Below are 13,390 nucleotides of genomic sequence, written 5' to 3'. Positions count from 1 at the left end.
TGCCAGGAGGGGGACACGACCTGGCGGCTCAGAACCAACTGTCAGCAAGCAGGTTCTGGGAGCGCTGCCGCACTGCGGGGTCGTAGGCGTAGGTAACGGTAATGAGCTCGTCCGCGCCGGTGCGCTCGACGAACTCTTCCAGCTCCCGAACAACCTTCTGCGGCGCGCCGACTGCCTTGATACGCAGCATCGAGTGATCACGACCGCCCTGGGCAGCAAGCTGTTCGGGGTCGACGGGCGGCTGGAGCTTCCGTCGCCGGCCGCTCTGGACATCGAGGAACATCTGCTGCAGTGTGGTGAACTCTCGCTCGGCCTCCTCGTTCGTCGGTGCCACCATGACGTTGATGCCCGCCATCAGGTACGGCTCGGCGATCTGCGCGGTGGGGGCGGAGCTGGAAAACGTGTCCCGGTAAACCTCGGCGGCCTCGTCCAGCTGATCGGGCGCGAAGTGCGAGGCGAGGGCGAACGGCAAGCCGAGCTGGCCGGCGATGGAGGCTCCGTTGACCGTGGACCCCAGGACCCAGATGGGGACCTCGGTTCCTGCGGACACAGCTGAGACGATCGGGGTGGTCCGGGCTGTTCCGTCTGCGCTGAACCAGCCCTGCAGATCGAAGATGTTCTCCGCAAAAGCCTGCGGCTCGCCGGATGACCGGCTCAGTGCGCGAGCGGTCATCATGTCCGTACCCGGGGCACGGCCGAGACCCAGATCGATTCGGTCGCCGTACATATTAGCGAGAGTCCCGTACTGCTCGGCAACCATCAGCGGCGCATGGTTGGGGAGCATCACACCGCCGGATCCCACGCGGATCCGTTCGGTCACCGAGGCAGCCTGAGCGATCAGCAGCGACGTGGCGCTGGCGGCGAGAGCGGCAGTATTGTGATGCTCGGCGAACCAGAGCCGATGGTAGCCGAGACGGTCCGCTTCCCGAGCGGCCTCCATCGAAGCGGTGATCCCGTCGCGGGCCGTTGAGCCTTCGGGGATGGCGACCAGATCAAGAATGCTCAGTGGCACGGACAATGTCGCGGCTTCCTCACGTTGACGACGGTAGATATTGCCGGTGTCAACCATCTGAGCCTGGGTGTCTATTCCTCGATCGCTTCGAACCGAGGTCCCAGCCGGTCCTACCGTTGTTCATACAAGCATGAAGGGTCTGTTGGACGATGCGCAGCGCTCAGCACCCGAACCATCCGACGTGGACCACCACCGGCGACCTGGGATACTCGATGACGGTTATCGGCGGTCAGGCCGCCGGTCGACCTCCGGCGTACGGATCGATTTGCCGATCTCTCTGTCCGGCCCCCCTACCCGCGTAACGCCGAAGGCCCCGAGCTCGCAAGTAATGAGCTCGGGGCCTTCGTGATTGGGTAATCGGCCGCGCACAGGCTTGATGCAAGCTAATGGTTGACGTTTCCCAGTGTAGACGTGGCGGGCGGATATCGGACGGTCACGAGTCAGTTCCCGACGATGATGCTCGTCACCGGCCGACTGGCATGTCGTGTCGCCCAGTTCCACACCAACCCGACATACGTCGTTCTCGTCGTTCTCTTCGCCGTCTATACTGAGGTGGGAAAGAGCCATTGATCACCGACGAAAAATTGGTGTGTCATGTCTTCTTCCGATTCCTCACCGTCGGCCCGACGCGACGGTTCGAGCAGCTCTCGTCCTCACACGGCTTCCGGCGACGAAACATGGCTCAGCACTGCTGAACTCGCCACCCGCCTGAAAATTCCCGTCAAGACCCTCGCGGCATGGGCCGGCTCCGGTCGCGGGCCTCGTTATGCCCGCATGGGGCGCTACCGGCGCTACCGACTCGGTGACGTCCGTGCCTGGGAGGACCAACGTTTCGCCGACGGCGGCGGCAGTCCCTAGCCCCGGTCAGTCGCGACGACTTCCGTGCATCCCTCGAATACGCATCCGCCTCATCACCGCTTCGGCGGACCTGTCACGCGCATAGCACCTGCATCCAGCCGCCGCTTCGCGTGCGGTCCGCGCTGCCCCGATCACTGCGTCCGAATTCAAGGAAGGTAATCATGGCCGGGCGAGTCCCTCATCCGGTCGGCACCTTCGGCCGACCCACGCCGCCACGCAAACAACGCAACGGCACCTGGCGCACCACCACCCGCTACTACGGCGCCTGGGGTATCCAGTACATCGAACGCACCGGCCCCACCGCAGGCGAGGCACAAAACCGCCTCGCTGAAGCGATACGCGACTTCTGGCCTCCGCCGGAACCGGACCGCGCTTCGCCCGGATGGGCCGCTACCGCCGATACCGACTCGGCGACGTGCGTGACTGGGAAGCTCGGCAACTGTTCACGCGCCGCGATAGTCGCTGACCGAAACACCCACACGCGGCGGACTTTTCCGTGCAAACACATCACACATGCTCGCCGACGATGCCCTGCGCATCCGAGGCAGTCCTGCGCGTCCACCAGCCTGCCCTGCAGCGCCCCTTCCCCCAACTTTGCGAGCTGTCGCGCGCCGAGTATTCGGGCTGCCGGGCTGCCGCCGAAACACGAATGAGGAGACCATGACAGGCCGCCGCCCACGTCCCGTGGGCACGTTCGCGACTCCGTCCAAACCCAAGAAGCAGCGCAACGGCTCGTGGAAAGCAACGGTTCGCTTCTACGGGGTCTGGGGCACTCCCCAGATCACACGATTCGGCAAGACCTCCGGAGAGGCAAGCGACCGACTGGCCGAGGCCATGCGCGATTTCCGCGAGGTTCCGCGCAACAGCCAGATCACACGAAGCACCACCCTCACCATGCTCGCCCAGGAACTCTTGGCCGAGATGCGGGCCGATACCGCCTGCTCCGCAGGTCTGGTCGAGGACTACCGACGCGAGATCGAAGTCTCCACACACCGCCTCGCGAATCCGAAGACGATCAAGATCGACAACTCCATCGGTCGCCTCCAGATCTGGCAAGCCACTGCCGGCGAACTCGACCGCCACATCAAACAACTGACCACACTCGGACTCCGACGAAAAGCCAAGCAACACAAAATCATCCTGCGAGCGATGATGCAAATAGCCGTCCGGCACGGCGCCCTCGACGCCAACCCTATCGATGGCGTGGCAGCGTTCAGGAGAGTTGCCAAACCCGCCCGCGGCAAGATGGCCGACATGGAATCCTTGCCGGCATTCCGTGACCAGGTCCGCGCCTGGGCGCGGGGCGAGGAAGTTCCCGGAACACCGGCATACATCAGCGGGCCGAAACGGGACTGGACCATGGTCTGGGTCGTCGATGTCATCACCGGAACCGGCATCCGCCCCTACGAAGTATTCGCACTGTTGCTCGACGAGATCAATCTCGACGCGCCTGTCCCCTATTTCGACGTCACCGGCACCCTCGTGGAAGTCAAAGGCGCCGACAACGGCGGATGGGTACGCAAGCCCACACCGAAGACCGAGAACGGATGGCGCCGAATCCTGTTACCTCAGCACACCGTTGAAGCCATCGGTGAAGCAATCATCGATCTCGAGATCACCCGATGCCCGAACCCGATGGGCCTGCTGTTTCCTGCCCGCAACGGATCACTCCGCAATCCCAACGGATCTCGTCACGAAGTCGCAATATTGCGCTCAAACCACACAATATGTGACGTCCACCACAAACTCCCGGGGGGGAGAGAAAAAATTGAACGAACGAATTGCACGGCCCCACAAGGGACGCCAACGTCGACGCACCCCCAACCGACCACAGGTCTCGATCCCGGACCTCGCCACCACAATCCGGTGGATCCGGGAAGATCTCGGACTCACCCAGGCCCAAGCAGCCGCAGAGGTCAACTTCAGCGCCGTTCATCTGGGGCGTTTCGAACGCGGCGAGTCCAAGCCGCCCCCTGACACTCTCGAAAGAATCATCAGCGGATACCGCCTGGATAAGGCGATGGCCTCCCACCTTCGTGAGCTCGCGGGGCCCGCGATCATGCTGGCACCTCCCGACGCCTTGCGCATGTACGTCCGGGCCGAGAAGTCCCTGAGGCTCAACCTCGAGCGGTTCCAAGCCCGCGCCATCCCAGCCGCCTTCATCGATCCGTTCTGGAACCTGCTGGCGCACAACAACTTGTTCGCCGAAGCCCTTCCCGGCATCGACGACAGCGGCTCGATATCGGTGTGGATGTTCAGCGATTACAGCAAGACCGTGGTCGCCGACCCTGAAAGCGAAGGTTGCTGGACGGTCGCGATGCTGAAATCGGCTCTGGGAAGGCACCGGAATTCAGCGCAGGCAAAGGATCTCGTTTCCACCTTGGCACCGATTAGCGATGCTCGGCGACTGTGGGCAGCCAGCGTGAACGTCTCCCACGGGCGCGACTCGCAGTGTCCGTTGCACGCCTACGACGCCAACCACAGACTGGTCTCCTACCAGCTGGCGCTGACCGACGGCATGCTCGCTCACCATGTCCAGCTCGTCACGGCCACACCGGAGGCGTACTCCGGCCCCGAACTCGTCTAGCTACCAAGTACATCCGGCCGGCGCAGTGACGACCGATCTGCTTGCGCCGGTCGGAGCTTTGTGATCATTCACAGGGCGATTGCTTGTCGCACTGTGCCTGAATCGCCACCAATTTCTCGGTACCAGCAGAAAACTGGTGGCGAACATCGCCGAATTTGTGTTTTCCTGTATATGGGAAAGAGCCACTGATCGGGCCGAAAGGTGCCCGATGCAATTTCATACGACTGCCATCCCGCTCCCGGGGCGCGAGGATTCTTCAGCGCTGCCGTCGCGAGCTGTCTTCGCCTATCTGCTGTGGCATTTCCGGTGCCACACCGGCTCTGACAGTTGCCGTGTCTTGAGCGCTGCCCCGCCACGTGATCACAATTCTGTGCGCTGTGGCCTCCGCCGACTCCGAACGAATAGCCGTAATTCTCTGGGCGATTTCCGCCCTCCTCAGACGCGGCGCGTACAGCACTGCGCATCCGTGATCCACGTCGACCGCGACCGGAGGCACGTCGGTGAGCGATGAAGTCTCGACCCCGCCTCCACCGCCGCTTCGCCGGTGGGTCAACACCCGATCCGCTGCCGCCCACATCGGCATCCATCCCGAAGTGCTGCGGCGCTGGGCCCGCCAACCAGGCAAGCACACCTGGCTACCCAAACCCATCCGAGTCGGAAAGGAATTCCGTTGGGACATCGACGCACTCGAAACCGCCTTGGCGGACCTGGACGACCGATCACAGGAGGACGACGATGAGGCGCGGTAGGCCGCCCCGGCCCCTCGGTGTACCAGGAAAGGTCATGCTGACGGAGCTGGCTCCGGGGCGCTGGAATGCGCGTGTGTTGGTTCGCGACTCATCCGGTCGCCGCCGCGAGATCGCGCGCGTCTCCCCGCGCCAGGTCGACGCGCGGGGGCGCCCAGTGCCCGATCGACACGGCCGGCGAGCCACCGATGCGGTCTTGGCCGCAGCCGCGGCCATCCGAGTCGATCTCGGCGGTGAGCTCTCCGAGAGCATGACTGTCAAACAGCTCTGGGAGGTGCACCTCGAACGTCTCGTCGCTCAGGATCGAACGCAAGGAACCCTTGATCGATACAGCTTCTTCGCTAAACGGCTCGACACCGCCTTCGGCGGTCGACGGCTGTTCGAGGTCACTACTTCCGTTATCGAAGAGTTCTTGACCGAACTGGGTCACGCCCATGGGCCCTCCGGGATGCGCAGCGGCCGCGGCGTTCTGTCCGGCATGTTCCGCTATGCCGTACGTAAGGGTGCGCTCACTGTAAATCCGGTCCGGGAGGCAGAGATCGCCCGCAACATCCAGCCCAAAGGCCGGACTGGCGGTGCGCGCGACATCACGGTCGACGAGCTGCGCGTCATCCTCGCGGCGGTCCGTACGTCCCAGCTTCCCTGCCCACGCAAGCTGACAACCGCAGAACGCAAGAGGGCCAACCCACTTAAGCCAAACATTCCACCGACGGTGGCCTCCTATTGCGAGAGCGCTGACCTGGCCGATGTCATCGCGCTGTTTGCTGCCACAGGGCTGCGCCGGTCTCAGCTACTCGGACTGTTGTGGTCCGACATAGACCTCGATGCCCGGACCTTGCGTAGCACAGGCAAAGTCGTGCGAATCAGAGGCAAGGGACTGGTCCGCGTCGTCAAGGATCAGGACCCCAAGAATCGAGCCGGGACGACGGCCCTTCCCGACTTCGCCGTCCAGATGCTGTCCCGCCGAAAGATTGTGCTCACCAAACGACGTCAGTCCGAATCGGCTGACCCTGAAGCTGCGGGGTTTGATGCAGTGTTTCCTTCCACGGTGTGGACCTTGCGTGATCCCCAGAACGTCGCGCACGAATGGCAGCGTGTTCGCGAAGCGCTCGGTCTACCGGTCGACATCAGCCCGCACAGCTTCCGCCACGTCGTCACCACTATCCTCGATGACGCCGGATTGTCAGCCCGCATCACCGCCGATGTTCTCGGCCATGCCGACCCAGCAATGACCCAACGTCACTACATGGCACGCGGGCGCACGCACCAGGCAGCTGCCGATGCGCTCGACCGCGCCGTGCAAGGCGTCGAGGAGTAGGCCTCGACTCCGCTGAATGGGCAATGGAGCAACACCGTAGAGCCCAACCGACTCATGCAATTTCCTTGGGCGTGCTGCCGCTCGCCGGCTGCGAGTCGCCGCCCGACATCGAGCGCCGCACATACATCGCGTCGATGCGACTGATGTCCTATATCCTTGCCCGGACACAGGGCGGACCGCATCGACGTTGTGTGGCGTTCGACGAATTAGCTGGGACTTAGTTGGGAAAACGAGTCAGGCCGGGTTTCGAAGTGATCTTCGAAACCCGGCCTGACCTGCTATTTCTGTGGAGCTAAGGGGACTCGAACCCCTGACCCCCACATTGCCAGGTTCGAGTCCGTAGCAAGCCGCTAATACCGAGGACCACAGCTGCCGCGGGCCGTGGGCTTGGATCAATCCCCGTTCGTGCGGGTTTGCACGGCCCTCCTCGCTTCGACCGTGCCACCGGCGAGTTGGTCGGCGAACGCGGACTGGGCCGCGGCGATCCGATCCGCCGAAACGACGAGTGTGGCGTCCATGATCTCGAGTAGCACGTCCTTCACATCACTGTTGAGGGATAAGTGGGCCCGGCCGCGACCCTGCTGGGCTTCACCGAGTGCCCATTCGAACTGTCGACGCAGCATGGCGTTGGTGCGCGGCCCGGAGGTCGGCGTATGACCATGGCGTCCTCCGTGAAATTTTGATGCGGAGGACGGACAGGGCCTTGCTCGGTCACTGGTTCGCCCTAATCTTGCCGATGAGCCCTCCCCTTTTTTTGGCCACCGGCGACTCGCCTCGACCTATAAGCCGGTCGAGGCGAGTCCTTCCCCGTGCACCCACGCGCCGCCGCCACGTCGCGGGGCGCGGTCCAGCCTAGGCTCCGCAGGGCCACCGCCGCAGGAGCCGCGCCCGCCGAATGCATATCGGATCTACGGTCGCTTGATAGCCACTGCCACAAGCGACTTCGCGGATCGCTCTGCCGCCGCACGTGATACGAAGGCCGAGCTTCGCGATTCGCCATAGGGAGTAGCGACTTCGGCTGTATCAGCGCAAACCTGACATCGAGAGACGGCGCACGGGACCACTCAGAGTCCAGTTCGACTCACACGCGCGGACCACCCAACAGGTCGGACGGTTGGCGGCGTCGCATCGATCCCAGGCGCGTTGCGGCATCGGTCGGGGCGGAGCGGGACTCCGCCGCACAGGTCGGCGTTTACGACGGACGTGACGAAAAACTGCACCTGAGCGACCGCACGGACGGGCTCGCCCAGCAACCCGGCGGAGGGGAATCACGGGGCACTGGACAGGTGATCAGATTCAAAACTGTGGAGTTTGGCCAAACCACGTCAAATCTCCACGACACAAGAAACCCCCTCCGACCGAGGTCAGAGGGGGTTTTTCCTGTCGGGCTGACAGGATTTGAACCTGCGACCACCTGACCCCCAGTTCAGCCGGTGGGCGAAATCGCCTGGTCAGAAGCATCTTTCGCTGGTGCACCGATCGGCGCTGACATGGGGGTTGTTCGGCATCGTTCGTAGCGTGTGGTCCCGTTCTGGTCCCGTCACTTTCTCCTGATCACGCACTTCCGTCCTCGTCCAGTTCAGTGACTTCGTATTGGTCTTCCGACTCCGACTCGAAAAATTCCGGATACTTAATCCGGATAAATGAGTATACGAATCCAACGTCGGAATACATCTCTACCTCGGCAAAGTCATTATCCTCATCCAGGATACGGTCGATTGCTTCGCTTTCCAAGAGTTGATCCATCGTCTCGCGAAGGCGATCTGCGAGTTTCCCGATCGACCTGATACCAATCGCCGCGAGCGAATCGACTAGGGATGAATACTCATAGTCTTTTGACCTGTCGCGATCCGGGAACTCAGCCCTCAGGAAAGCCTTTAGCGTGCCGCGGTCGATGCTAATATCCGTAGCAGCCTGAAATGTACCCTCTTTCATGTGTCGTTCAATAAGGTCAGAAGCCTCATCTTCTAGCGCCTCGATGTGATGGCGAATCTGCTGAAATTGCTTGTCTGCAACATGGAATAGGCCCACCAATGCACTGAAGTCTCTGCGAAGCTCGTTGGGAATACTCTCTCGCCCCTTGTAAGCAAGGCGATGCTCAATGACCGCCCAAGCATCCTGCAAGATCGTTCTTACCTGAATTTCGAAAATGATGCCCTTTATGCCGTCATAGTGTGGCCCGGAGTAGGAATTCTTGATCATGCACTCATAGTGAACCGATTGGTATCGCAGGAGCTCCGGATCGACTCCCTCTGACTTGTCCTCCTTGGCGTGGACATCGAACAATTCGTGCAGAATTTCGTCCGCAATCTTAAGGTCTTCCAAGAACATGCAGACCACTCTGGCCCCGACGATGTCAGGCATCTCGCCAAATGGATCGGTGTAACCTTTGCGTTCGATCTTATCTATAAAGCTGTCGAGTTTCTTTACCCGAGAAACTATTTCATGGGTCTTTAATCGGTCCTTGAAACCCGAGTAAAGTACCTCGGCCACCTCGTCGCGAAGGTCGTCGTAGGCGGTCAGCCGATCGTAGTACTGGATCGCCCAATCTGGGTTGTCTTGTGTCGCAGGCACCTCGATATCTTGTAGGAGTCGACGCATTTTTGAAAGCCCTGGAATCTCAACCGGACCTATGGGCATCTCTGGACCGTGCGGGTGGCCCTGTTCTGGGTTGGGTTGCACACACCAGGGGCTGGCTCACCGCCTGCCCGATACGGCCTGCCGTTCACGCGCAGAGGCTCACAGGTCAAGGGTTGCTCAGCAATCAGCGAAGCTGACGCCATCGGCGCCCTTGAGGTGTGAGGGGCGCGGGATCACAATGCAGGCCAACCCAGAACAGGGCCACGCGGCCACCGGTCGCGATACCACCACCTCGCCGCGGCTTCCTTTGCTCGGCAACTCACCCCCTACCTGCCATCTGGTGACCCGGAACTACGCGAACGGCGACTCTGAAATCCTCTGACCTGCGTATTCGGTGCTCGTCGTCCAGGCGGTGACGGACCGATTTTTCGTTCAGCAATTCGGCGGGCAGGTGTGCCGGGCCTGGGGTCGACGTCGTTGGCGACCCGCTACCGGCTTCGTTGACGGCGGACCGGGAACCAGGGGCCGAAGCCCCCGGCCCGAGTGCTATCCCCAGCGTTCGAGCATGTCGAGGAACTCCGGGTCGGCGACCTTGTAGGTGAACCAGCAGCGGTTGCAGTAGTCGCCGTAGTCGGTGGCGATCTGGTCGGCAGGCTGGAGGCAGTTTTCGCACTGGTGGAGGCGGACGCCGTAGGTGATGTTGACCATTTGAGGAGGACCTTTCCGGGGAGCGGGTCTAACTGAGGGCGTCTCGATCACGGCTGTGGTGGGTGTCCAGGGTTGCAAAGCAATCACGTAGTGACGCCGTAGGCGCTCTGGACACCCACCACAGTCGTGATAGCCCTCGAGTCAGTTAGACCTGCTCCCCGGAAAGGACCGGACAAGGGCGGTAGCTGCGGCGTCTGCCGACACCAGTGCGAAAACTGCCGGACCCGACCAGATCGACACTGTCGGCGACTACTGCAACCGCTGCTGGTTCACCGGTAGCGACCACGTCGGCCCCGACATGCTCGAACGCTGGGGATAGCACTCATCCCGGACCCGCTTGAACCGGACCACAGCCAGTCGACCCGACAAGTAGCCGGCCTATTCGTCGACGACTGCGGGAGGTCGATCGGGGACGGCTCCCGTCGTGCCCACACTGCTCGGTTGTTGCAAGAAGCGGCCAGATAGAGACAGTCGCCTTCCGGTATGCGCGTGCTCGTCGCCGACGTGCCGACGGGCCGCGCGACTCGCCCTTTGTCGCGCGCTGCGCGTCGCAGCGCGGCGGCGGCGCGCACGCGCCGCCGCTGGCGCCCTTGACTCTATATAGCCGAATTCAGCAACAACTTCGTGAAGTGACGGGCGCTCAGCAACTCGGGAACGTTCACCGACTGTGCTGCTCCGTGATCGAAGTGACGACGGGCTGAGACTCGTTGGCTCGGTGGTGATTGTGCTGGGTGGTGATTGTGCGGGAGCTGCGGCCACCGGCCACGTGCTCGGTCGCGGTAGCTCGAAGAGTCGTTCGCCCGTCGAGAACATGCCTCGGATGCCGGAAGTGTCTGGAGTGCAAACGGTTCCGTGTCGTGATGCCTCGAGTACGCTGGCATCACCTCCAGCTCAGGGGCGGTACGGGACCTGGTCACCGTGCCGTGCCGGGAAAGGAGGTGGTGGGAGATGGCAAAACATCGCCGGGACATGAAAGAAACCCCGGTCGATTACGGTCTGCTGCTTGCGACAGCTTCCGTGATCGCCGGGGCTCTGTTCCTGGTCAGCCGAGTTTGGCGGGCTAGCTAATCCCATCAGGGTGGGCCGTCGCTCCAACGGCGGTCCACCCGCTCAGCATCACTCTCGTGATGGCTTCGATGGTACTTGACAATGCCCCTGGTGTGTAGTGTCAACGTGTCCAGCCGACTGACAAGGTTATCTCCGAGCAATCGGCAATTGGCCTATCCAAAGCGTAGGATGGACAACGTGAACGACGAGATGGCGAAACTTCTAGCGCCGCTTACGGATTCGCGTCGCGCCCATTCGATCGCGGTTGGTCGACGCATGGAGAGTGTTGCGGAACTATTGCCAGAACACCTACGTGCCGACGCGGTGACAGCGGCATATCTGCATGATGTCGGCTACGCCGTGCCCGGTTTGGGCTTCCATCCGATCGACGGCGCGCGACTGCTGCGGTCGCTGGGATATTCACCGGTGGTCTGCCATCTCGTCGCCTTCCACACGGCCAGCGTCGTAGAGGCCGATGTGCGTGACATCGACCCGGAGGTGTTCGAGGAATTCGAAGTCGAGAATGTTGCCGGGTTGGCGCTCGCTAACGACTTCATGTGGTGGGCCGACTTGTCGACGGGACCGAGCGGTCAGACGTTCACGGTAGACGAGCGTATCGATGAGATCCTCTCCCGCTACGAGACGGGAAGCATTGTCCACACGGCGATCAGCCGGTCTGCTCCACTGCTCAGAGCTGCTGCTCAGCGTGCAGCAGGATCGATGTAGGGATCGCTCTGCGTAAGCGCCCAGTCGAGCCGTTTCCGCTGGCTGGGGTCCATCTTGAGCGTCGGAATGCGATCGATCGGCACCCATTCGACGAGCGTGCTTTCGCTGCTCGGGGTCGGGGCTCCGCCCACCGCGTCCGCTCGATAGATGACGGTGAATTCCTGCCGCACCTCGTCGTTGCTGGTGTAGTGAATGACGTGATCCGGATCGGTGAAGATCCCGACAATGCCGGTCAGCTCCACGGCGACGCCGGTCTCTTCGTCTGTCTCGCGAACAGCGGTCCGGCTGAGTGATTCACCGGGATCGTGTGCGCCTCCGGGCATTGACCAGTTGCCATTGTCGGATCGGCAGATCAGGAGCACCGTGTCGCCCTGGCGAACGAATGCGCCGGCACTTGGGCGGACGCTGTTAGCCGTAGGTGCGTTCGGGTCCTGGTGGTAGTCGATTCGTCGTCCCATCACCTCACACTAGCTTGGGTTTTCCCAATTCCCAGACCGCCTCGAACGAGTCCATGTAATAGCTGAACAGGCGGCCTCCTCGGACCTGCTGGAAGTGCTGAACGGGTGACTTCGCGGCGTATGCGCCGTAGCTGTGCGTATTGACCAGCATTGAATCATCGAAGCGGTAAAGGCTGTTGTACAGCGGCGTTTTGTGGATGCGGATCTGCACATTCGGCGACTTCGTCGTTTCCGCCAGGTACTCCCAGGTCGACTGGCAACGCTGAGGAAGCGACAGCAGTCCCTCCTCCTCGGCACGCTTCTTGACCTCCCAGCACTCCGGATCGCCGAGCAGGATGCGGATTTCGACTCCCTCGGCGGCCTTCTGCTTCACGACGTTCACGAAGTCGAGTGACTCCACCAAGAACCCCCCGGCGTAGACGAGCACGTCAATCCGGTTGGTCGCTTGACGCATGAGGGAGCGCCACACCTCATGTGGTACCTCAGGCCGAGTGGGCCAGATCTGCACCAGCTCCGAGAGCGAAGCATTCGCAGATCGACTGCCCGCCAACAGTTCTGGCCACAGGTACGTCTCATCCCGACTGAGTACCTTCGCGACCTTCAATCGCATGCCTGGATGCGGACAACGCTCCTGCGTGATCCATCGCTCGACCGTCTTAGTTGAGATCTCCAGCTTGTCGGCCAGTCCGTTTTTGGTGAGATTCGCGGCGTCCATCGCTCCGCGGAGTCGCTCGTTCGGCATATGTCCATCATATCGCAAAGTGTCCCCGAATGTCCCCAATCTTGGGTTTTTGTGTCCCTATATGTCGCGGGACTCTTGATGCACGGGGCACAGAGACGAACCGAATCGACATCCACCGAAGCCCCCCAGCACACAAGGAGACAGACCATGGCACTTCAGCGCGGTTACCGCTTCCCCGTCTCGCAGGCCGAGGCGTTCCCGATGGGCTTGCTGCTCAACGGTCAGATCGAGGCTGCGATCAAGTACAACCCGGACCGCAACGCGATGCCGGAGCAGTTGCGCGACTACAACCCGAAGACCAACGAGGGCACGGGCCTGCTGATGTGGAAGGCCAACGTCACCGATCCGCACGAGCCCAAGGCCAAGCGCAAGAGCTTCGAGCTGATCTTCCTGGCCGAGAACGTTCCGGCGGTCACGGGTGAGGAGCTGGCTCCCGGCACGGGTCTGCGCATGCTCCAGGTGGAAGGGCTGATGGCTGAACCGAAGGTGATGGGGCAGGGCGAGTTCAAGTACCTGGGCTACCAGTACTTCGCGGGTGCGATCAAGGGCGATAACTCCGGTGCCCGCAACGTCACTGCTGACCGCAAGGCCGCGTGATCGTCATGTCC

13 protein-coding genes are annotated in these 13,390 nt (G+C 62.0%); 7 read left to right on the top strand and 6 right to left on the bottom strand.

Annotation, left to right across the window (positions count from 1 at the left end; genetic code table 11):
* Positions 1 to 28: 28 nt before the first annotated feature.
* Positions 29 to 1,069 carry an LLM class flavin-dependent oxidoreductase gene (locus tag ACFVJ5_RS27230; RefSeq protein ID WP_379224288.1) on the bottom strand — a complete coding sequence of 347 codons (1,041 nt, stop codon included), beginning with the start codon at positions 1,067 to 1,069 and terminating at the stop codon, positions 29 to 31.
* A gap of 537 nt (positions 1,070 to 1,606) precedes the next feature.
* Between ACFVJ5_RS27230 and ACFVJ5_RS27225 the strand changes: the two genes are divergently transcribed.
* The 5 genes from ACFVJ5_RS27225 (at position 1,607) to ACFVJ5_RS27205 (ending at position 6,521) form a co-directional block, all read left to right on the top strand.
* Entirely contained in the window at positions 1,607 to 1,870 is a 264-nt protein-coding gene (locus ACFVJ5_RS27225; RefSeq protein WP_379224286.1) for a helix-turn-helix domain-containing protein, read from the top strand.
* Positions 1,871 to 2,554: 684 nt separating this feature from the next.
* The gene (locus tag ACFVJ5_RS27220) at positions 2,555 to 3,847 is read left to right on the top strand and encodes a hypothetical protein (protein WP_379224574.1); all 1,293 of its coding nucleotides are present in this window, start codon (positions 2,555 to 2,557) and stop codon (positions 3,845 to 3,847) included.
* Positions 3,732 to 4,457: a helix-turn-helix domain-containing protein gene (locus ACFVJ5_RS27215; RefSeq protein WP_379224559.1), complete on the top strand. Its 726-nt coding sequence runs from the start codon at positions 3,732 to 3,734 to the stop codon at positions 4,455 to 4,457. Before ACFVJ5_RS27220 ends, ACFVJ5_RS27215 begins: the two co-directional genes overlap by 116 nt.
* 500 nt (positions 4,458 to 4,957) lie before the next feature.
* Positions 4,958 to 5,206 carry a hypothetical protein gene (locus ACFVJ5_RS27210; protein ID WP_379224284.1) on the top strand — a complete coding sequence of 83 codons (249 nt, stop codon included), beginning with the start codon at positions 4,958 to 4,960 and terminating at the stop codon, positions 5,204 to 5,206.
* Between the two features lie 34 nt (positions 5,207 to 5,240).
* Positions 5,241 to 6,521 carry a tyrosine-type recombinase/integrase gene (locus tag ACFVJ5_RS27205; RefSeq protein WP_379224282.1) on the top strand — a complete coding sequence of 427 codons (1,281 nt, stop codon included), beginning with the start codon at positions 5,241 to 5,243 and terminating at the stop codon, positions 6,519 to 6,521.
* Between the two features lie 392 nt (positions 6,522 to 6,913).
* Here ACFVJ5_RS27205 and ACFVJ5_RS27200 read toward each other — a convergent pair whose 3' ends face one another.
* The 3 genes from ACFVJ5_RS27200 to ACFVJ5_RS27190 form a co-directional block, all read right to left on the bottom strand.
* Entirely contained in the window at positions 6,914 to 7,144 is a 231-nt protein-coding gene (locus ACFVJ5_RS27200; protein ID WP_379224280.1) for a hypothetical protein, read from the bottom strand.
* Positions 7,145 to 8,075: 931 nt separating this feature from the next.
* Positions 8,076 to 9,161, bottom strand: coding sequence for a GTP pyrophosphokinase family protein (locus tag ACFVJ5_RS27195; RefSeq protein ID WP_379224278.1), 1,086 nt, complete (start codon positions 9,159 to 9,161; stop codon positions 8,076 to 8,078).
* Positions 9,162 to 9,647: 486 nt separating this feature from the next.
* Positions 9,648 to 9,809, bottom strand: coding sequence for a hypothetical protein (locus ACFVJ5_RS27190; RefSeq protein WP_379224276.1), 162 nt, complete (start codon positions 9,807 to 9,809; stop codon positions 9,648 to 9,650).
* Between the two features lie 1,245 nt (positions 9,810 to 11,054).
* Between ACFVJ5_RS27190 and ACFVJ5_RS27185 the strand changes: the two genes are divergently transcribed.
* Positions 11,055 to 11,582 (top strand): HD domain-containing protein, encoded by a 528-nt coding sequence (locus ACFVJ5_RS27185; RefSeq protein WP_379224274.1) that lies wholly within the window; start codon positions 11,055 to 11,057, stop codon positions 11,580 to 11,582.
* Here the strand turns inward: ACFVJ5_RS27185 and ACFVJ5_RS27180 are convergent.
* Both ACFVJ5_RS27180 and ACFVJ5_RS27175 read right to left on the bottom strand, forming a co-directional pair.
* On the bottom strand, positions 11,558 to 12,040 hold the full coding sequence (locus ACFVJ5_RS27180) for an NUDIX hydrolase (RefSeq protein ID WP_379224272.1): 483 nt from the start codon (positions 12,038 to 12,040) through the stop codon (positions 11,558 to 11,560). The two genes, ACFVJ5_RS27185 and ACFVJ5_RS27180, sit on opposite strands and share 25 nt — an antisense overlap.
* A gap of 4 nt (positions 12,041 to 12,044) precedes the next feature.
* Positions 12,045 to 12,782: an XRE family transcriptional regulator gene (locus tag ACFVJ5_RS27175; protein ID WP_379224271.1), complete on the bottom strand. Its 738-nt coding sequence runs from the start codon at positions 12,780 to 12,782 to the stop codon at positions 12,045 to 12,047.
* Positions 12,783 to 12,929: 147 nt separating this feature from the next.
* Between ACFVJ5_RS27175 and ACFVJ5_RS27170 the strand changes: the two genes are divergently transcribed.
* Positions 12,930 to 13,379, top strand: coding sequence for a hypothetical protein (locus tag ACFVJ5_RS27170; RefSeq protein WP_379224269.1), 450 nt, complete (start codon positions 12,930 to 12,932; stop codon positions 13,377 to 13,379).
* Positions 13,380 to 13,390 lie beyond the last annotated feature (11 nt).

The organism is Nocardia sp. NPDC127606, assembly GCF_042671725.1.
Lineage (GTDB): Bacteria > Actinomycetota > Actinomycetes > Mycobacteriales > Mycobacteriaceae > Nocardia.
The sequence above is the reverse complement of the archived record's forward strand: the minus strand, read 5'-3'. Positions and strand labels throughout refer to the sequence as shown.